Annotated in this window: 16 protein-coding genes; 8 read left to right on the top strand and 8 right to left on the bottom strand. The window is 38.0% G+C overall.

What is annotated here, in order from left to right; all coding sequences use genetic code 11:
- Nucleotides 1-46: 46 nt before the first annotated feature.
- Entirely contained in the window at nucleotides 47-619 is a 573-nt protein-coding gene (locus tag AC1M87_RS01215; protein WP_481592712.1) for a TetR/AcrR family transcriptional regulator, read from the bottom strand.
- An 86-nt stretch (nucleotides 620-705) separates the two neighbouring features.
- Here AC1M87_RS01215 and AC1M87_RS01210 point away from each other — a divergent pair, with 86 nt between their 5' ends.
- From AC1M87_RS01210 to AC1M87_RS01200, 3 genes are all read left to right on the top strand, one after another.
- The gene (locus AC1M87_RS01210) at nucleotides 706-1,476 is read left to right on the top strand and encodes an SDR family oxidoreductase (protein ID WP_035263780.1); all 771 of its coding nucleotides are present in this window, start codon (nucleotides 706-708) and stop codon (nucleotides 1,474-1,476) included.
- 22 nt (nucleotides 1,477-1,498) lie between these two features.
- On the top strand, nucleotides 1,499-2,101 hold the full coding sequence (locus tag AC1M87_RS01205) for a 2-hydroxychromene-2-carboxylate isomerase (protein WP_035263778.1): 603 nt from the start codon (nucleotides 1,499-1,501) through the stop codon (nucleotides 2,099-2,101).
- Nucleotides 2,102-2,202: 101 nt separating this feature from the next.
- Entirely contained in the window at nucleotides 2,203-3,255 is a 1,053-nt protein-coding gene (locus AC1M87_RS01200; protein ID WP_481592711.1) for an NAD(P)-dependent alcohol dehydrogenase, read from the top strand.
- Nucleotides 3,256-3,314: 59 nt separating this feature from the next.
- Here the strand turns inward: AC1M87_RS01200 and exaC are convergent, their stop codons facing one another.
- A complete protein-coding gene (gene exaC / locus AC1M87_RS01195) occupies nucleotides 3,315-4,826 on the bottom strand; it encodes an acetaldehyde dehydrogenase ExaC (RefSeq protein ID WP_481592710.1) in 1,512 nt (503 codons plus the stop codon).
- A gap of 204 nt (nucleotides 4,827-5,030) precedes the next feature.
- On the opposite strand from exaC, the gene AC1M87_RS01190 reads away from it, so the two are divergent.
- Nucleotides 5,031-6,206, top strand: coding sequence for a sigma-54-dependent transcriptional regulator family protein (locus AC1M87_RS01190; protein WP_481592709.1), 1,176 nt, complete (start codon nucleotides 5,031-5,033; stop codon nucleotides 6,204-6,206).
- A gap of 204 nt (nucleotides 6,207-6,410) precedes the next feature.
- On the opposite strand, the gene mdh is transcribed toward AC1M87_RS01190, so the two are convergent.
- From mdh to AC1M87_RS01175, 3 genes are all read right to left on the bottom strand, one after another.
- A complete protein-coding gene (gene mdh / locus AC1M87_RS01185; RefSeq protein ID WP_481592708.1) occupies nucleotides 6,411-7,583 on the bottom strand; it encodes an iron-dependent methanol dehydrogenase in 1,173 nt (390 codons plus the stop codon).
- Between the two features lie 306 nt (nucleotides 7,584-7,889).
- Nucleotides 7,890-8,855 (bottom strand): alpha/beta hydrolase, encoded by a 966-nt coding sequence (locus AC1M87_RS01180; protein ID WP_481592757.1) that lies wholly within the window; start codon nucleotides 8,853-8,855, stop codon nucleotides 7,890-7,892.
- Nucleotides 8,856-8,906: 51 nt separating this feature from the next.
- Entirely contained in the window at nucleotides 8,907-9,737 is an 831-nt protein-coding gene (locus AC1M87_RS01175) for an SDR family oxidoreductase (protein WP_481592707.1), read from the bottom strand.
- A gap of 229 nt (nucleotides 9,738-9,966) precedes the next feature.
- On the opposite strand from AC1M87_RS01175, the gene AC1M87_RS01170 reads away from it, so the two are divergent.
- The 3 genes from AC1M87_RS01170 to AC1M87_RS01160 all read left to right on the top strand — a co-directional run bounded on the left by AC1M87_RS01170 (nucleotide 9,967) and on the right by AC1M87_RS01160 (nucleotide 14,259).
- The gene (locus tag AC1M87_RS01170; RefSeq protein ID WP_481592706.1) at nucleotides 9,967-12,009 is read left to right on the top strand and encodes a hypothetical protein; all 2,043 of its coding nucleotides are present in this window, start codon (nucleotides 9,967-9,969) and stop codon (nucleotides 12,007-12,009) included.
- Nucleotides 12,010-12,122: 113 nt separating this feature from the next.
- Nucleotides 12,123-13,838, top strand: a complete 1,716-nt coding sequence (locus tag AC1M87_RS01165; protein ID WP_481587123.1) for an AAA family ATPase — start codon at nucleotides 12,123-12,125, stop codon at nucleotides 13,836-13,838.
- A 52-nt stretch (nucleotides 13,839-13,890) separates the two neighbouring features.
- Complete coding sequence (locus tag AC1M87_RS01160) at nucleotides 13,891-14,259, top strand: 5-carboxymethyl-2-hydroxymuconate Delta-isomerase (protein WP_481591075.1); 369 nt, start codon at nucleotides 13,891-13,893, stop codon at nucleotides 14,257-14,259.
- A 34-nt stretch (nucleotides 14,260-14,293) separates the two neighbouring features.
- On the opposite strand, the gene thiM is transcribed toward AC1M87_RS01160, so the two are convergent.
- From thiM to AC1M87_RS01145, 3 genes are all read right to left on the bottom strand, one after another.
- Nucleotides 14,294-15,166, bottom strand: coding sequence for a hydroxyethylthiazole kinase (thiM, locus tag AC1M87_RS01155; protein ID WP_481591074.1), 873 nt, complete (start codon nucleotides 15,164-15,166; stop codon nucleotides 14,294-14,296).
- Nucleotides 15,167-15,175: 9 nt separating this feature from the next.
- Nucleotides 15,176-16,336 carry a hypothetical protein gene (locus AC1M87_RS01150; protein ID WP_481587125.1) on the bottom strand — a complete coding sequence of 387 codons (1,161 nt, stop codon included), beginning with the start codon at nucleotides 16,334-16,336 and terminating at the stop codon, nucleotides 15,176-15,178.
- A gap of 199 nt (nucleotides 16,337-16,535) precedes the next feature.
- Nucleotides 16,536-16,799, bottom strand: a complete 264-nt coding sequence (locus AC1M87_RS01145; protein ID WP_481592705.1) for a hypothetical protein — start codon at nucleotides 16,797-16,799, stop codon at nucleotides 16,536-16,538.
- A gap of 303 nt (nucleotides 16,800-17,102) precedes the next feature.
- On the opposite strand from AC1M87_RS01145, the gene pepN reads away from it, so the two are divergent.
- The gene (pepN, locus tag AC1M87_RS01140; RefSeq protein WP_481592704.1) at nucleotides 17,103-19,712 is read left to right on the top strand and encodes an aminopeptidase N; all 2,610 of its coding nucleotides are present in this window, start codon (nucleotides 17,103-17,105) and stop codon (nucleotides 19,710-19,712) included.
- Nucleotides 19,713-19,757: the final 45 nt, after the last annotated feature.

Raw genomic sequence — 19,757 nt, 5'->3', positions numbered from 1 at the left:
GAACTTTTGGAACTAGGGTTTCGTCCATAAAACAATATAAAACGATTTATTTCGCAATCTCTTTTTTTAATAATTTCTTGAGCATCGCTAGACTAGAATTGAGAATATCTTTTTTTAAGCGTTCATCTTGAACTCCACGCGCTAATAGTACGGAGCCCACCATTTGACAGAGTATGGCCCAAGCGAAATCAGGTTCTGGAGCATACTGCGCAAATAGTTTGTAACCACGCTGAAGTTCTTTTTCAAAACATTGTTTAATGTCAGCATCAGCGCGTGAAACTTCAGCAGCAAGTGAGGGTAAAACACAGCCTTTTTCTGGGTGTTGAACGTGTAATAGAGAAAGATATCGGTTCATTTCAAAATCTAACCAAGATTCTGGATCTTGATGAGGATTCATTTCCCACTGTTGAATACTTGCTCCGATTTCAGATTCGATTAAGGCTTTAAATAAGTCGTTTTTTGAAGAAAAGTGAGAATAGAAAGCACCGCTGGTCATATTTGCAGCGTGCATAAAACCATCAACCCCAGTATTGTTAAAACCTTGTTTTTTTGCGAGTTCACCACTGGTTTTTAAAATTTCGCGACGTTTTTCTTCTTTGTATCCTGCTTTATATCTCATATTGAATATTCAATAACCATTGACTGTGCCTCAAAACTATAACATAGTGATCGTTATAATAACGATCGTTATTTAATGGAGAGATGATGAACGATCAGCAGTCAGAAATTAATCATTCAGAAGAAAAATCAACATATAACAAGGTCGCACTGATCATTGGTGCAGGAGATGCCACAGGCAGTGAGATCGCAAAACGCTTTGCACGAGGTGGATATACTGCTTGTATGACTCGACGCAATGCAGACAAGCTTGCACTTGTCATCCGAGAGATTGAAGCACACGGTGGTAAAGCTTATGGATTTGCTTCAGATGCAAGAAAAGAAGATCAAGTGATTCAACTGATTGACACAATTGAACGTGACATTGGTCAGATTGAAGTATTGGTTTTTAATATTGGAGCAAATGTGCCGTGTAGCATTCTAGAAGAAACAGCACGTAAATATTTTAAAATCTGGGAAATGGCTTGTTTTAGTGCTTTTTTAAATGGTCGTGAAGTCGCTAAACGGATGGTCGCAAGGCAGCGCGGCACTATCATTTTCACTGGTGCAACAGCAAGCATCCGTGGTTCATCATATTTCAGCGCTTTTGCTGGCGCTAAACATGCGTTAAGAGCCTTAGCCCAAAGTATGGCAAAAGAGTTAGGGCCTCATCATATTCATGTTGCGCACATCATTATTGATGGGGCGATTGATACTGATTTTATTAAAGATACTTTCCCTCATTTGTATGAAAAAAAACAGCATGACGGTATTTTGAATCCTCAACATATAGCTGATAACTATTGGCATATTGCTCATCAACCACGAGATGCTTGGACACATGAATTGGATTTGCGACCATGGTCTGAACAGTGGTAATCATATTTAATAAGGATAAGACATGACTACACAACAACAAAAAGTTGAATTTTATTTCGATCTTGGCAGTCCATTTAGTTATTTGGCTTTTTATAAGCTACAAGAAATCACCAAAAAATATAATGCAGTGATTGATTACACACCAATTTTATTGGGTGGAATTTTTAAGTCGACTGGTAACAAGAGTCCAATTGAGGTGCCTGTTAAAGGGATCTATTCAATGCAAGACTTAAGTCGTTGGTCAGATTATTATCAGATCCCGATGCAGATGAATCCATATTTTCCAATGAATACATTGACTTTAATGCGTATATTAACGGCAGTGAAAATCTATCATGATGAATATTTTGAAGTGATTTTGACCAAGCTTTTTGATGCGATGTTTAGAAAGCCCTTGAATTTAGCCGATCCAGAAGTTCTGATAAATTTATTTCAAGGTGATGCAATCGACGGTCAGCAACTTTTGGATTTAAGCCAAGATCCGGTGGTAAAACAAAAATTGATTGATGAAACAAACAATGCCGTACAACGAGGGGTATTCGGAGCACCTACATTTTTTTTGCGGGAAAATATGTACTGGGGGCAAGATCGCTTGCATTTTGTAGAGCGCGAATTACAAAAATAAGTGAAAAAGAAATTAAATTGAGACTCAGCTAAATTTATTAAAAATATTGATGTGATATAACGAATAAGAGAGTACGAAATTAACAGCTTGAGGGAGTCACGATGACCCATAATGTTTTAGCTTACGCAGCGCTTGATTCTAAAAGTCCATTGGTTCCATATACGTTTCAGCAACGTCAAGCTCGCCCCGATGATGTCATTATTGATATTGAATACTGCGGTGTATGTCATTCTGACTTACATCAAGCGCGTAATGATTGGGGTTTTAGTCGTTACCCAATTGTACCTGGTCATGAAGTAATTGGTCGCGTAAAAAGCATCGGAGCATCGGTAACGAAGTTTAAGGTTGGAGATCTGGTCGGAATCGGGTGTATGGTAGATTCATGTCGTACTTGTTCTGCTTGTCACCAAGGTTTGGAGCAATATTGTGAAGCTGGCAATACACAAACGTATGGTAGTTTAGATCGTCATGATCAAACACCTACTTATGGTGGCTACGCACAAACGATCATTGCGAGCCAAGATTTTGTATTGAAAGTACCTGAAAATTTAGATACACAATCCATTGCACCCATCTTATGTGCTGGGATCACGACGTGGTCGCCATTAAAACATTGGAATGTCGGTGAAGGCTCTAAAGTGGCTGTTGTTGGACTCGGTGGTTTAGGTCATATGGCGATTAAACTTGCTCATGCACTTGGTGCAGAAGTGACTTTATTTACACGATCAGCAAATAAAGAACAGGATGCACGTGATTTAGGTGCAGATCATGTCGTGTTATCAACAGATCCAACACAAATGAAATCAGTGAAAAATCAGTTCGATTTAATTATTGATACTGTGCCATATGATCATGATCTAAAGCCTTATATTCCGACACTTGCATTGAGTGGGACACTAGTATTGGTAGGCTATCTCGGAGAATTTAGCAGCAATTCCGTACCCATGATTATGGGAAGAAAATCAATCGCTGGATCGGTGATTGGTGGGATTCAAGAAACTCAAGAACTACTTGATTTTTGTGGTGAGCACAATATCGTGTCGGATGTAGAAGTCATTGATATGCAAAATATTAATGAGGCATTTGAGCGAATGCTTCAAAGTGATGTGAAATATCGTTTTGTGATTGATATGAAAAGTCTACAAGCCAGCTAATCCATTAAACTCCTGTAGCAGAAAAGAAGCGGCAATCTGCCGCTTCTTTAGCTTTTGTTTTAGAAGAAACCCATTGGTTTAGTAGAGTAACTCACCAATAAATTTTTAGTTTGTTGGTAATGATCCAGCATCATTTTATGATTTTCACGACCAATCCCTGATTTTTTATAACCGCCAAAAGCAGCATGAGCAGGGTAGATATGGTAGCAATTTGTCCAGACTCGACCTGATTGAATTGCACGTCCTGCACGATATGAAGTATGCGCTGATCGAGACCAAACACCAGCACCTAATCCATAAATGGTGTCATTGGCAATTTTGATGGCATCGTCGAAATCTTTAAATGTTGTCACAGCCAAAACTGGTCCAAAAATTTCTTCTTGGAATGTTTTCATGCTGTTATTGCCTTTGAAAATCGTCGGCTCAATATAAAAACCTTGTCCAATTTCTTCACGAGCTTGACCACCCGTAAGAATTTGAGCACCTTCTTCACGACCTGTAGCAATACAACCTAAAATTTTATCTTGTTGCTCTTGCGAGGCTTGAGCACCAATCATGGTTTCTGTATCAAGTGGATGTCCCGTTTTAATTCGCTTCACGCGCTCTACAGCCATCTCTAAGAATTTATCTGCAATACTTTCCTGGACTAAAGCACGTGATGGACAAGTACAGATTTCTCCCTGATTCAGCGCAAACATGGCAAAACCTTCAAGCGCTTTATCTAGATATTCATCATCCTTATCCATGATGTCTTCGAAGAAAAGATTTGGAGATTTGCCCCCAAGTTCTAATGTCACTGGAATAATATTTTCGGTGGCATATTGCATAATTAATTGACCGACTGCAGTTGAGCCGGTAAATGCAATTTTTGAAATACGTGGGTTTGTGGCAAGAGGGCGTCCTACTTCAACACCATAACCATTGACGATATTCAGCACACCTGGTGGTAAAATATCTTGTATCAGTTCAACTAAAACTAGAATACTGACAGGAGTTTGCTCAGCTGGTTTTAAGACAATACAGTTCCCCGCTGCTAATGCAGGCGCAAGTTTCCACGCCGCCATTAAAATCGGAAAGTTCCAAGGAATAATCTGTCCAACGACACCCAATGGCTCATGAAAATGGTAGGCGATAGTATCTTCATCAATTTCTGAAATACCACCTTCTTGTGCGCGGATACAGCCAGCAAAATAGCGGAAATGGTCAATACACAGTGGAATATCTGCAGCTAAGGTTTCACGGATAGGTTTACCATTGTCCCATGTTTCTGCCACAGCAAGTAATTCTAGATTCTCTTCTAAGCGATCTGCTATTTTTAATAAAATGTTAGAGCGAGTTGTTGCAGACGTTTTGTTCCATTCAGTTTTAGCGGCATGAGCTGCGTCCAAAGCGAGTTCAATATCCTCTACTGAAGAACGGGGAACTCGAGTAAAGACTTTCCCGTCTACTGGAGAAAGATTATCAAAATACTCACCTTTTACTGGAGGAACCCATTTCCCACCAATGAAATTTTCGTATTGTGCTTTAAATTGAACTTTAGAATCTGGTTGATTGGGATCAGCGTAGCGCATAGTGTCCATCCTTTGGTTGTGCTGTAAAGTTATGGAAAATATCTTCGTCTTTGGTATTAGATATCTTCTATTATTGATGAGTTAACATAACCACTATAAGGTTGGAAAAAGGTTGGAGTGATGAAGGTTTACAACTGATCAACAAATACTATAACTATAATAAGTACAACACATGCATATTGGGAAATGTTGAGATAATAAGGAATGAACTCAATGCAGACTCTAATCAAGCAAAGACAACAAATAGAAACACTTAGAGAGAAAATCAGTCTTTCAACTGTACAGGCGAAACAACTTGGTCAGCATATTTTAAAGTCTTGGCAAAGATCGAAGTTGGCAGAAATTCCGAAAGAGCGAATGGTAGCGCCGTTGATCACAACGAGTGCTGTTGAAAGTAACAGCCTAAGTCAAGCATTGAAAATATGTGAACAAGAGTTAAAACATGTTGCACAACAATCATCTATGGTACTTGCGGTAGGCGATATCAACAGCACCATTATTTGGACGGAAGCTAGTCAACAAATGCGTAAGGCTGCAGAACGTGTTCACTTTATTGAAGGAGGTCAATGGCGGGAGGAAGTGGTTGGAACCAATGCTTTAGCATTAACCTTGAAAACTGAAAAATCGAGTTGTGTGTTTTCAAATGAACACTATATGGAGTCTATTCATGATTGGGTGTGCTATGCAGCACCAATTGTTGATCCATTTTCGAAGCAACTCATTGGTGTATTAGATTTATCAACGACATGGGATCATCACAATAGTTTTGGACTACTCGCAGTAGAACGTTGTGCATCTTTAATACAATCAGCATTACTGAATTATCAACGCCAACATTTATTTATTCGTACCTTTGGAATTCCTCAAGTCATATTTAACGGACGTACCTTGGTGGTTACCCCTAGACAGATTGAAATTTTGACAATATTGGCATTATGTCCTCAAGGTCTTAGCTTAGATTCGCTTCATCAAGCTTTATATGGGGAACGAAAGGTAAGCATGGGAACTTTAAAAGCTGAAATGTCGCAGCTTCGAGATTTATTGGGTGGAATGTTAGGCTCAAGACCCTATAAATTACTGGCGCATATTGAGGCTGATTTCCTCCAAATCGAAAATGCTTTAGACGTTGGATTTATTGATAAAGCTTTACAGCAGGTCAATGGTGTAATGCTCGCAAAAACAGAAAGCCCATTCTTGTGTTCTTGGCGAAATTGTTTAGATTCGCGTTTGAGCGAAGCAATTTTTAAATATTGTGATGTTGAAGTGCTTTTAAAATACATTGCACGAAATCCTGATGCAGTTGATGCAATGGAGCGTTTAATGGAGTTATCACCGCAAGATCATTCAACGCAACAACTTTTACAGCACTATCATAATTGAGCCGAATTAAAGTAAAACACAACGGCCTAAAGCATATTCTTCATATTGTTAACGTATTTTATTCCCATTTTTATATACCTACAAAATTTTAAAGCCGCTGTTCCTGATGTAATGTACTACCGAATTCGATTGTGAACCAAAGAATAAAAAAAAGAGAATCTGAAGTGTATCCAGATTCTCTTTTAGATCTAGCAACTCAAAAATTTACATTGCAGCTTTAAAAATGTTGATGACTTGTTGGAGATCTGCTTTACGTGGGTTAGTGAGCATGCAGGCATCTTTTTGTGCATTTTGAGCCATCACTTCTAAATCTTCTTCTTTAACTGAAAGCTCTTTTAATCCTGATGGAATGCCAATGGATTGAGATAGGATTTTGATCGCATCAATTGCTGCATATGCAGCTTCATTAATGGTTAATCCTTCAATATTTACACCCATTAATTCAGCTATTTTGGCATAACGATCAGGGCAGGCAATTAAGTTGAACTCACAGACATGGGGAAGCAAAATCGCGTTACATACACCATGCGGAAGATTATAAAAACCGCCTAATTGGTGAGCCATGGCATGTACATAACCTAAAGAGGCGTTATTAAATGCCATGCCTGCCAAATATTGTGCATAACTCATTGCATCACGTGCTTCAATATTCTCACCATTAGCAACCGCAGGACTCAGCCATTGACTGATCATGCTAATGGCTTTTTCAGCACAGGCATCCGTAATTGGATTCGCTGCTGTTGAAACATAGGCTTCGACGGCATGAGTAAGCGCATCCATACCTGTTGCAGCTGTCAACGCTGCAGGTTTTGCGATCATCAGTTTAGGATCATCTATGGCAATGAGTGGAGTGCAACGCCAATCGACGATTGCCATTTTTACATGGGTTTCTGTATTGGTAATAATACAAAAACGCGTCATTTCCGAAGCAGTTCCTGCAGTTGTGTTGATTGCAATAAGAGGTGTCATCGGAACGGTGCTTTTATCGATTCCTTCATAGTCGCGAATGTGCCCACCACCTGCAGTCACTAAACCAATACCTTTAGCACAATCATGTGAAGAGCCACCACCTAAAGAAATAATAAAATCACAAGCATTATTATTGTATGCTTCCACACCATCGTGGACATTAATATCAGTCGGATTAGGCTCGGCACCAGCAAATATGTAGCTCTGCACTTGCGCTTCTTTTAAATAGCCAGCGATGATATCTGCGACACCAAATTTGTATAAACCTGCATCAGTCACAATCAGTGCTTTTTTAGCCCCTAAATTTTGAGCTTTGCTTCCAACTTCTTTAGCACTACCTGGTCCGAAAAGTGAAACACAAGGGATATAAAAACCGTTTGTTTGGTCTGCAATATTTTTAAAAGCCATGGTGAGATTCCTTTTACCATTTATTGTTGTGGTCGGTGATATTTACCGTGTTTGCAGTATTGGACACTCTTGCGATTATGTGTACCTACCAAATACCAACCCAATTTCTCCATGGCTCAAAACAAGAAACAGCAAGCAAGAAATAATATTTCAAATGGGTGAAAAGGAGATTGGTCGCAAAGGTCTGTGAAGAGATGGGGAGGTTGAAGAATAGAAATATTGTATGACCAAGAGAAAGTCCATTCAGCTTGATCAATACACATTAACAATCAAGACCAGTAAAATAAGGTCTTAGATGAACAGAATTTAAAGATTTTTTGAAGAAAGCCAAGCAAAGAGTTGGTCATACACTTGCTGACGAACCAGTTTTTTTGAAAGAACCAAATCATGCAGGCCATCTTTAATTGTCATTACAGTGACATCACCTTGTAATGCTTTTGCATATTTTTCGATGGTTTTTACATCTAAAATCACATCAGAGGTCTGAGCATTAATGTTGTATTTCTTGGGATTGGTCGTGCGACTTGAGTGCATAACAAGGAGTGGAACTGAAATTTTAGGACCAGATTGAATTTTCTGCTGTGCTTTCACAACAGCACCAATAAAACTCAAATACACTTTGGTGTAGGTTTTAGGTTTAAGCTTGAGATCAAAACTCCATTCACCGTTCAAATTTTCGTGCAAACTCTTCACGTAAAACTTATTTAATTCACTTGGTAATTGCATCAACGGAAATTGCTGAGCTAATTTTGCAATCATTGGAAGCGCATATTTCTTTTTCAAAACATTCATATTGAAATCATAAAATGGGCTGTTGGCCCAGATTGCTTTAATCAATGGATAATCAGGGTGTCGAATTGAAAAATAAGTGGCAGTTAAACCGCCTGTAGAATGACCGCATAATAATACCGATTCATTTCCCTCACTCTGAATTGCATTCAATGCGGCATGAATATCTTCATCATATTCGGTTAGGTCTTTCACAAAATAAGGTTTTTGATGTGGAAGTAGTGATCTACCGTATTTTCTAAGGTCAATGGCGTAAAAATGAAAACCTTGAGCATTAAATTTTTTCGCCATTTCTTGTTGAAAGAAATAATCAATAAAGCCATGGATATACAGCACAGCTTTAGTTGATGGAATATCTGATGGACGACGTACTAATGTTGCAATAACCTCACCATCATAATCAGGCGAAAATTTGAAAATATGTTGCTCAAATTTTTCACCTAAAATGTCGGGTTGGTAGTGTAGCGTGGTCTCAGCACTCATTTTTTCGATCATCTATTGATTCATTCCCTGATTCAAAACTGTTTAGATTGACTATAAATATTCTTTTAAAAGTTGTTCTGTCTCGTCAAACAATCGTTGAGCTAAACTACGATTTTTCGCATGTGTAGATTGAAAAGCTGGTGTTTGCAAACTTTTGTATTGACCTGTTTTTTTAGACCATTTAGGTGATAACGCAATTTGATGAATAAGATTTGCCGGTTTGTTGGGTGAGATTAAGAACAATTTTAAAGCGCGATATTGATAGTTAGGAAGCTCGCGATAAATTTCGGAATCCACACCACCTGGATGAATTGCGTTACTGGTGATAGATGTGCCTCTGAGCTTTTCAGCTAAAGCATGACTAAATAGTAAATTTGCTAATTTACTATTTCCATAGCTGAGTACACCGTTATATTTTTTAACAGAATGAAATTTAAATTGATGTGTGTCAATTTTACCCAGAACATGCATCATGGATGCAAGATGAATGATACGGCCTGAAGGCGCGTTTTGAAGTAAAGGTAACAATTGCATTGTCCACACAAAATGTCCTAGATAATTGACACCTATTTGTTTTTCAAAACCATTAGCCGTTTCTTCTAGTTTAGGCGTCATCAGACCTGCATTGTTGACCAAAATATCAATCTGTGAATATTTTTCTTTTAAAGTTTGTGCTGCAGATTTGACTTGATTTAAATCATTTAAATCTAATTCTACAATATCAATTTGACCATGACCTTTGGTGCTGATTTCTGCTTTAGCTTTCTGAGCTTTATCCAAATTACGACAGGCAAGTACGACATGATGACCATCTTCAACAAATTTTTTTGCTGTCGCTAATCCAATTCCTGTATTTGCACCTGTAATCACCACTGTTTTCATTATTGTCTCTAAAGTTCTTAGTATGAGATTGTTTTAATACAGTCAGAGCAGTGAGTCAAACGTACTTTCAAGAAATTTTCATATAATTGTTGCATGATACGAACTGCTTATCTGACTCATACAAAAGTTACAGAATCTGAATAGCACAACTCATTTTAAGATAGAATAATATAGTTATATCGTTGTTATTTTTAAAATTCTTCCAGTCTTTCTTATTTAGGCAAACTGTATGCTGGCGTGTCCTCCGCAAAATCCAAAGCAACGTCATCAATATACTGCACAGGCATTAATTGATCATTGCGATACACTCAAAGCCGTATTTCAGGATCAGTGGTTATATCTATGGACGATTACGCCTGAAAATTTATTCGTAATTGATCAGGAAAATAATAGCTTAGTGATCGCAGATGGACTGCTCACAGTTGAGTGTATCGATGATTATAAAATTCAATTTTATACATCCCACTCAAATGTCGAGATTCAAAAAATTGCGGATTTTATGTTCAATGATTTTAGTTTTATCTTTAATCATAAGGCCTCACATCATTCTTTATATTTAAAAACGAAAGTGCAGTTATTTCGTCAAATGCTGGTTGAAGAAGTCTTTAAATGGGTCGATGGAGAAAATCGTGTTGAACAGTGCCTCTATAATTTGACCGATCAGCAAGCGATGCAGTTAGATCGAATCATGATGCAAAGTGAGTATTATGATGAACCTCATTTGCTGAATTTCAGTCGATTTGGTGCTGAAATACCTCTGGAAGTTGAACTAAATTTTAAACATCTGTGCTTGGTCAATTCAGTCATGGGAGATAATTTTCTTGCAGTGCAAAAATTGATTCCAGTATACGATCGGTTAAGCACTTCAGCAGAATTAATGTTGCCAAAACGGTTATATCGTATGGCACAAATTTCTTTCGAAGAACAATTTAGCTTATCTCAATTGGTAGACTTAGAGCCTGATTTCAATTTACTCAAACAGCATAACGAGCAAACACCGCATTTATTAGGTTTTACACGTTGGATCAAACGAGGGTATTGGCAGTATCAAGATATTTTCAATAAACAAAATTTTTTAAATAAAGATGTGCAGTATTGGGTAGAAGATATAGCGCAACAGTCGCCACTGTTTATACACAAAAGAGCAGTGAATTGGTTATTTAAACAAGATTATCTTGTCATCGACTGGGTAAGTGAAAATCTAAAAGATCCCAATATTCGATTGGCCGTCACCGCTTTAAGTTTTGTGGATTGCTCTAAAGTACATCCGCATGTCATACAACTCTCGATTCAATATTTTGAACAGGTTATCGGTCGTTTATTTATTTCTGAGTGTTTGCGTATTTCACAGCAACAATCATGGTTTGAACTATCTACTGAGCATCATTCATATACATTGAATGAGGCACAAAATGCTCAAGATTTAACAAAATCACAGCCACTCACGGCTTCTATTTTATATCTTAAGGAATGGTTGGACTTGTTATGGTCATTGGATCAGCAAGGATTGAGTTCAGTAAAATATGTCTTTAAACGTATTTCTCAAGTGATGCAGTCTTATATGTTGTTTTTAAATGATTTAGTTAAAGATCTGCCTGATGAAATCATCAAATTTATTGAGCCTTCAACACAACATCAAACGCATTTTCATTTTTTAATGCAGCGGTATCATATCAATCTAGATGAGTTTAGGCAGCGCTTTAAGCATCCAAATTCTCAATATAACCGAAGCAATAATATTTTTGACTCTTATGTCGCAGATTATCTAATTGATTTTTTCCAACAAGATAGAACTATTTCGAAAAATATGACATGGCCCGCATGGTATCAGCAAGCAATACGTTGGCATCAGCATTTACATTATGTGGATACATTGACGACTTTGAAATTGAGACATGCTGAAAGTCATTGGAAACGAGTATCACCTCAAGCAGTCATGTATACAGAGAATTGGAAATTTGTGGAGTTGAATGAATTAGAGCAAATTATTCAAGAGTCTGTAAATTATAAACATTGTCTGGCTTTATCTTATACCCAAAGAATTATTGATGGTGAATATGTGGCGTTCCATATGTCAAATTTACATGATCCCTCACAGCATTTGACACTCGGTTGTTTTTTTAAATTCGATCAGCTTCATTTTGACCAACTGCGTTTGCCCAATAACGAAGTTGCTGATCTAAAGGTTGTGAGGGAGGCCAAAGAGTTTGTACATCAAGTCAATGAAATGTTGATTTGGAATTTTGGAGATCCTGAACAAATCAACAACTGATGCGCCTTAAATTGACGTATTCACGCGTTAACATGATCATAAGACTGATTTTTGGCTTAACTTTTTGATGAAATGTCGTTAGGCTATGAGCGTTCAAATTAGGTTAAGCACATATGAAACAAGAAACTGCACTGAAGTTAATGAAAGCAGGAGAAAATGTCTTTTTGACAGGTTCTGCGGGTGCAGGAAAAACGTATACGCTTAATCAATATATTAATTATCTTAAGGCACGAAAAGTTTCAGTCGCCATTACTGCATCTACAGGCATTGCAGCCACACACATGAATGGGATGACCATTCATACGTGGGCGGGGATCGGGATCAAAGATTTTTTATCAGATGATGATCTAAAACGCATGAAAGAGCGTAAATATCTCAAAGAGCATTTAGAAAATGCGCAGGTATTGATCATTGATGAAATTTCGATGCTACATGCGAAGCAGCTTAATTTAGTTAATCAAGTGCTCAAGTTTTTTAAAGAGTCTGATGAAGCATTTGGTGGCATACAGGTGATTGCCGCTGGAGATTTCTTCCAGTTACCACCAGTCGGACGCAATGACGAAAAAAATCGAGATAAATTCTGTTTTATGTCCCAGGCTTGGGTAGAAGCGAAATTTCGTGTTTGTTATTTAACTGAACAACATCGACAAGATGACTCAGCCTTGAATGATATTTTGAATGCAATCCGTGCGCAAAATATTCAAGCCGAGCATATTCAAGCTTTACAACAAACGCGTGAGCAAGATATTGGTGAAACATTTACACGTTTGTATACCCATAATATGGATGTTGATGCCATTAATTACCGTCATTTAAATGAGATTGATGGGGATGGTCATCAATTTTGTGCACAAATGGATGGTAATGAAAAATTAATAGAGACATTAAAATCTTCCGTACGTGCACCAGAAGAATTGACCTTAAAGAAACATGCCAAAGTCATGTTTGTAAAAAACAATTTTGATGTGGGTTATATCAATGGCAGCCTTGGTGAAGTCATTGGCTTTGAAGAAGTAGATGATCACGGTGTATTACCTAAAGTGAAATTAACAGACGGCACTGTTCTGGTGGTCGAACCTGAAACCTGGTCTGTTGATAATGATGCAGGAAAGACAATCGCGAGTTTTTCCCAAGTTCCTTTGCGGTTAGCTTGGGCGATTACTATTCATAAGTCTCAAGGGATGACTTTATCGGCGGCAGAAATCAATTTGGCGAATACCTTTGAAAAGGGTCAGGGCTATGTCGCCTTATCTCGTTTGAAATCTATTGATGGTCTGAGGTTGCTCGGCTTCAATGAGCAAGCATTAGAATTAGACAGTTTAGCAATTAAAGCCGACCGAAGATTTCAAGAACTCTCTGATGAAGCAGAAGCGCATTTTGGTGATGCTGATTTAGAAGCGCAACATAAGGCATTTATTCGGCACTGTGGTGGCACACTCAATGAGCTTGAGATTAGTCGTAATGAGAAAAAAATTGCCAAAAATGCAGGCAAAGCCAATTATGCCACCGCGACTCTCGATGAAACTCGCGAACTCTTTGAAAATGGTTATGAAATTCAGGATATTGCGGTTGAGCGTGGTTTAACGCCAGCAACTATTATTAACCATTTAGGCAAACTTCATCGTGAGCAGGGCTTAGATATCTCGGTTGCTCATCCTGGGGATGAAGTCGTTGAACAAGTACGTAAAATCTATAAAAAATTACTTAAAAGACAGAGTCCTGAACATTTTGGTGAAGATGGTACGATTAAGTTGCGTCCGATCGTGGAAAATACCAATCCGCGTATGGGCTATGACCAAGTGAGATTAGCCTTATTATTTATTGAATAATGAGTTACGCATTGGAAATTGATTTTTTAACACATAAGCAAAGGGAATTAAGATGCCACAGATGATCGTTGAGTATTCGGATAATATCCAAAATTTAGATGCGCAAGCGTTACTTTTAGGCTTAAACCACGCTTTATTTGATACAGGTCTAGTGGGGCATCCTTCTGATATCAAATCACGTATTCGTGCTAATAGTGATTTCCTGATTGGTTTTGGCGAAGAGCCTCAAGCCTATATTCATGTTCGTTTAGGAATCATGACGGGGCGTAATGAAGAGCAAAAGAATCTTATTTCAGATCGCTTAAATGAGTATCTTCATAGCTTTAATGGTTATCATGCTCAAGGCTTAACGGTTCAATTGATCATTGAGTTAGCTGAAATGCCAAAAGAGCATTATCGTAAAGGTAGAGTTCCGAAGTAAGACTAAAAAGGCTGAAGTGATCTTCAGCCTTTTATTATGCAGCAAAAGTAAGTATTTCGATATCTGCACTATTTTGAATTTTTTCAGCCGAATAGCTATAGAGTTCATCGATGAAAGCGACATTAAAACTTCCGACAGTTTGAGCCTGCGTATAAGCGAGTTTACCTGCGATGGCAAAGTGTACATGAGCAGCAATACATGCAATGGTTGGGTTTGTCACACCAGCATAAGCTGCAATTAATGCTCCCAATGCACAGCCTGTAGCGGTAACTTTTGGTTGTAAATGCGAACCTCCATTAATCTTAACCATACATCCATAAGACTTAGAAAGAATAAAATCAGATTCGCCAGAAATTGCGATACATTCAGAGTAATCTAATAAAGTTTTTGCCTGTTCTACTACGGCAGCGCTATCGAGGGTACTGTCTACACCCTTAGATTGATTTTGTTGTCCTGCTAAGCTCCCAATTTCTGAAGCATTACCTCGGATAATGGTGGGTTTAAACCGCAATAAATCATTTGTAATTTCAGTACGCCATGGCAAAACAGCACTATAGCCAACAGGATCTAATACCCAAGGTATATTTTTTTTGTGAGCAGTTTCTGTGGCAATTTTCATTGCGGCAACTTGTTCTGTGTGAGGAGTCCCTAAATTGATACTTAAAGCTTGACTAATACCCACGAAACTTTCAGCTTCAAAAGGATTATCAATCATGGCAGGTGAAGCACCAGCAGCTAACAGTACATTTGCGACATAGTTGGCAGCAACCTGATTGGTCATACAATGCACTAAAGGTTGAGTGGTTTTTAACAGATGCCATGCTTCAATGACCTGTTTAAGAATCTCTTGGGTTTGAACCTCAATATCTTTTGGAGCATTTGCTATCAAGTTTTCTGGATGATTCATAGTCGTTCGCTAGCGTGTAAAATAGTGGTCTTGGTGATTACAATTACGACAAATTAAACTGACATAGTCATCTGCGTCATAATCCACAGAAAGTTCATTCGAGCCACAATTCATACAACGTTTTTGTGAGTAGAAATTTAAACGTGGCTCGATTTTACTCCACGATCGCCAAACAGGTTGAAAAAAGATTGATTCATCATAGCCTAGAAAATGAAAAAATAAGATTTCGCTCATTTTACTTAAAGGTAAGTTAGGTAGCCTTGGCAGTGTTGAGGTTTCCCATTTTTCAGCTAAAGAACGTTCACGATATTGCTGTAAGGTCTTTTTTAAAAGGTTGGTATTGATAAAATTTTCATTACGGGCTTGGAGTGCTTTCTGATGGTGCAAATACTCAAGCGCAGTTTGAACTAAATAATAGATTTGACCCACAGCAAGAGAGTCTAATAATCTAAAACAAAAGGTTTGAAAACTCTGATTTCCAGCAATTTGAACGCCCCAAGTACGACAGTAGTATTGCGCAAATTGAATAATTTCTTGGTACAACAGAGTATAGAGTGCACTTTTGACTTCATCACTATTTTTAAATGGTACACCTTGGCTCAGATTTTCATAAAAGAGCTGACGTAACGCTTGGGTAATACTAAACAAGCTCGGCTCAGAATAGCCGTCAAGACGGACATTAATATAGTATTGACTGAGTTCACTCGAAAAGTCACGTGGGACAAGAATATTGTCTTTCAAAAGTTGTTTCATCAAATAATTTTGAAATAAATAACTTGGGGTAATGGTGTGATATTTAATATTTTCCCAATCAATGAATTCTTGATGTTGGGTATGCTCATGAACTTGTTGATCTAATATTGAGAGTAAAAACAACTTGTGCATAAAGCTCAGTTGATGCAAATCGAGTTCTTGTATGTCCTTATTCTTTGATGCAATTTTACGTTGTTCTTGAATGCGAGTTTCCTGCATCATTTTCTTTCGTTTTGCTGTGCATCGCTCACAATGACAGTTGCGGTTTTCATCTTGAAAGACTTGATGGTGGCAATGGGAGCATTGATGGAATAGGATTTCTTTATCAAATTCTTCTGCTTCAATAAAGTACATACTGGCCTGACAAAGTGGACAGAAACTACTTTCATCAGCATTTTTTTGGAGAATTTGCAACATAGCAGCACTTTAATTTCAAGATGAAAGAATTATACACACGATTGTTCAACATCGCTTGATTGAGTCAGTATTGAAAACAAATCTGACTGGTGTTGCGATCAATAAAATAAGCAGGTGAATGCCTGCTTATGTGAAATATATGAATAGATCGAACCGGAAAATCATTTCCTCAAGTGTTAGATCGACCTAGATGGAGGATTTAATAGGTTAAAGGGCAAGGGAGCTCTGAATCGGAAAAATGTTGCATTTTAGCTTGGATCAGTACCTGAGATTTCTTTTGAGATAATCTCTTGATTCCGAGTGGATCATAGTTTTTCAATACAGCTGTGACTTCTGATGTTTCAATAGGCATTCCCTCACTGGTTAAAAATGCTGCAATCACGCGATGATCAATTTTAGCAGCATCCATCATCTGCATGGTTTTGATGTTTTCTACTCTGACTATATGGTCCCTGATGAGCATGATTCACCTCATTTATGATTTATAAGTTTTTGATGATTACCGCTCTTAAACTGAAGCAATAATTATGCTTGAAAATAAAGAAGTGAATTTTTGTTACATTTCTATCGTACTTAGACAAGATATTTGAAACGGGTAATAAAGAAGCAAACTGTTGTTACTACAAATAAATTAAATTGAAAAAAACATGAATAGACCCATATTAAATAGAGCGTCAAACACAGACAATTCGTCAATTTTGACCTATGATCAATTGACTTCACATAAAAGCATAATCGCTGTAAAGAACAGCTTATAGGACGAGTTATGAATATCGCGGCAAATCCAGTGATCGAAGCAGATCAAACGATTTTTTTGAAAGATTATCAGAAGCCAGCATTTGTCGTGGATTCGATTGATTTAAATATCCAAGTCTATGACGATCATACAATGGTGACAGGCACACTAAAAATGCAACGTCAAACTGAAGGTGATTTGGTGTTGCTTGGTCGTGAGCTTGAGTTGAAGTCAATTACACTGAATGGTCAAGAGTTAGATTCTTCCCAATATCATCTAGATGATGAACAGTTAGTGATTAAAGATGCACCTGATGATGCACTCATCGTTACAGTCGTTAAAATTCATCCTGAATCAAACACACAACTTGAAGGTTTATACCAAGCAGCATCTGATCTGTTTGTAACTCAAAACGAACCAGAAGGCTTTCGTAAAATTACGTTCTATCCAGACCGCCCAGATGTGCTTTCTGTTTTCACAACACGTGTCGAAGCGGATAAGAAATTTCCAGTCCTACTGGCGAATGGTAATTTAATTGAAGCGGGTGAAGTAGGCGAAGGACGCCATTATACCATTTGGCAAGATCCAACCAAGAAACCAGCCTATCTCTTTGCATGTGTCATTGGAGACTTAGCGGTATTAAAAGATCGTTACGTCACGTCTGAAGGTCGTGATGTAGCCCTAGAAATTTATGCTGAAGAAAAAGATATTCCGAAGTGCCATATTGCCATGGAAGCACTTAAACATTCTATGCGTTGGGATGAAGAGCACTATGGATTACCTTATGATTTAGACAATTATATGATTGTCGCGACCAGTGCATTCAATATGGGTGCAATGGAAAACAAAGGGCTTAATATTTTTAACACATCATGTGTTTTAGCTGATGAAGAATACACGACTGATGCTGCGATTATGCGTGTTCAATCTGTTATCGCTCATGAATATTTCCATAACTGGACGGGTAATCGAATCACTTGCCGAGACTGGTTCCAACTTTGTCTGAAAGAAGGTTTAACCGTTTTCCGTGATCAATCTTTTTCTGAGGATTTGCAGTCTGCTGCTGTTCAACGAATTGATGATGTAGCAGTGCTTAAAGCGCACCAATTCCCTGAGGATTCAGGCCCATTGTCTCATCCTCCACGTCCAGATCATTTCGTAGAAATTAATAACTTCTATACAGCGACTGTGTATGAAAAAGGTGCAGAAATTAACCGAATGATGGCGACTTTATTAGGTAAAGAAAAATTCCGTAAAGGAACGGATGAGTATTTCCGTCGCCATGATGGTCAAGCTGTGACTGTGGAAGATTGGGTTGCTGCATTATCAGCAGGTTCTGGTGTGGATTTATCAGGATTTTTAACTTGGTATAACCAACCGGGCACACCTAAGCTTGAAGCTAAAGGTGAGTATGATGCTGAGCAAAAAACTTATCGTTTAAAATTTAAGCAAAGTTTAAAACCACATCCAAAATATCCAAACTTAAAAGCGGTTCCAATTCCTGTCGCTTTGGCTTTGTTTGATGAACACACTGGTGAGCAACTTCAACTTGAATGCTCGGCTTTGGTTGAAGATAAAGTCAAAGATGGTGTTTACTTATTCACGAATGATGAAGCAACGATCGAGTTTAAAAATGTGGAGAAGGTGCCTGTTATTTCACTATTACGAAATTTCTCTGCACCCGTGAATTTAGAGTTTAATTATACTGATGAACAGCTTGCGTTCTTATTACAGTACGAAACCAATGGCTTTAATCAGTGGCAAGCGACGCAAGCATTGCTTGAGCGCATCTTATTAAATGACCAACCTGCTGACATATATATTGAAGCGATGTTAAAAACGCTACCTAGAGTAATTCAGCAAGATCCGCTGTTAGCTTCACGTTTATTTGATGTTCCGAGTGAAGGTTATTTGGGTAGCCGTATTGACTACGATTATCAACCGACAGCGATCTATGAAAAGCGTAACGCTCTATTAGATACTTTGTCTCGCCGTTTAGGTGATTTTGCTAAAGAGACTTATTTATCATTAGATCCAGCAACACAGTCAGATTTTTCCCAAGCTATGGGTACACGTGCTTTAAAGAACATCATGCTTTCTTTTATTGCGCGTCAAGGAGATGAAGCTGCATTTGACTTAGCTGAGCAACAGTATCGTCAAACACGTAATATGTCTGAACGTTTAGGTGCTTTAAAAGTGTTGGTGTGGAATGATGCACCACAAGCTGCTGAAATTTTAGAAGATTTCTATGCGCGTTTTAAAGATGAGGCTCTATCAATGGATCAGTGGTTTATGATCCAAGCAGCTCATCCGAAAGCGACAGCAGAGACGATTCAAAAACTGACATCACATGCTGATTACGATCTTAAAGTACCTAATCGAATCCGTGCTGTAACTGGTGGTTTAAATTCAAACCCTGTGAATACTTGGAGTTTTGGGGTAGATCACATTATTCAGTTGGCTCAATATTTGGACGAAAAGAATCCGATTGTAGGCTCACGTTTGTTACAACTTTTGTCACGTTGGTACACGTTAGCCCAACCTCAACAAGCCGAAGTCAAAGCGAAACTCGAAGCATTGAAACCTATCGTGAAATCTAAAAATGTATCTGAAACTTTAAATAGTATGCTTGCTGTTTAAATCACAAATAAAAAACCAGTGCAATGCACTGGTTTTTTTTGACTC

The organism is Acinetobacter sp. 24-47-62, from assembly GCF_056779765.1.
This window is presented reverse-complemented; position numbering and strand designations above follow the sequence as displayed.

What these genes read in the sequence shown, in the direction of transcription:
- pepN (WP_481592704.1), top strand. Translation starts at nt 17,103, where the DNA reads ATGAATATCGCGGCAAATCCAGTGATCGAAGCAGATCAAACGATTTTT.
- AC1M87_RS01175 (WP_481592707.1), bottom strand. Translation starts at nt 9,737, where the DNA reads ATGAAAACAGTGGTGATTACAGGTGCAAATACAGGAATTGGATTAGCG.
- AC1M87_RS01170 (WP_481592706.1), top strand. Translation starts at nt 9,967, where the DNA reads ATGCTGGCGTGTCCTCCGCAAAATCCAAAGCAACGTCATCAATATACT.
- AC1M87_RS01210 (WP_035263780.1), top strand. Translation starts at nt 706, where the DNA reads ATGAACGATCAGCAGTCAGAAATTAATCATTCAGAAGAAAAATCAACA.
- AC1M87_RS01215 (WP_481592712.1), bottom strand. Translation starts at nt 619, where the DNA reads ATGAGATATAAAGCAGGATACAAAGAAGAAAAACGTCGCGAAATTTTA.
- AC1M87_RS01180 (WP_481592757.1), bottom strand. Translation starts at nt 8,855, where the DNA reads ATGAGTGCTGAGACCACGCTACACTACCAACCCGACATTTTAGGTGAA.
- AC1M87_RS01200 (WP_481592711.1), top strand. Translation starts at nt 2,203, where the DNA reads ATGACCCATAATGTTTTAGCTTACGCAGCGCTTGATTCTAAAAGTCCA.
- AC1M87_RS01160 (WP_481591075.1), top strand. Translation starts at nt 13,891, where the DNA reads ATGCCACAGATGATCGTTGAGTATTCGGATAATATCCAAAATTTAGAT.
- exaC (WP_481592710.1), bottom strand. Translation starts at nt 4,826, where the DNA reads ATGCGCTACGCTGATCCCAATCAACCAGATTCTAAAGTTCAATTTAAA.
- AC1M87_RS01145 (WP_481592705.1), bottom strand. Translation starts at nt 16,799, where the DNA reads ATGCTCATCAGGGACCATATAGTCAGAGTAGAAAACATCAAAACCATG.
- thiM (WP_481591074.1), bottom strand. Translation starts at nt 15,166, where the DNA reads ATGAATCATCCAGAAAACTTGATAGCAAATGCTCCAAAAGATATTGAG.
- mdh (WP_481592708.1), bottom strand. Translation starts at nt 7,583, where the DNA reads ATGGCTTTTAAAAATATTGCAGACCAAACAAACGGTTTTTATATCCCT.
- AC1M87_RS01165 (WP_481587123.1), top strand. Translation starts at nt 12,123, where the DNA reads ATGAAACAAGAAACTGCACTGAAGTTAATGAAAGCAGGAGAAAATGTC.
- AC1M87_RS01150 (WP_481587125.1), bottom strand. Translation starts at nt 16,336, where the DNA reads ATGTTGCAAATTCTCCAAAAAAATGCTGATGAAAGTAGTTTCTGTCCA.
- AC1M87_RS01190 (WP_481592709.1), top strand. Translation starts at nt 5,031, where the DNA reads ATGAACTCAATGCAGACTCTAATCAAGCAAAGACAACAAATAGAAACA.
- AC1M87_RS01205 (WP_035263778.1), top strand. Translation starts at nt 1,499, where the DNA reads ATGACTACACAACAACAAAAAGTTGAATTTTATTTCGATCTTGGCAGT.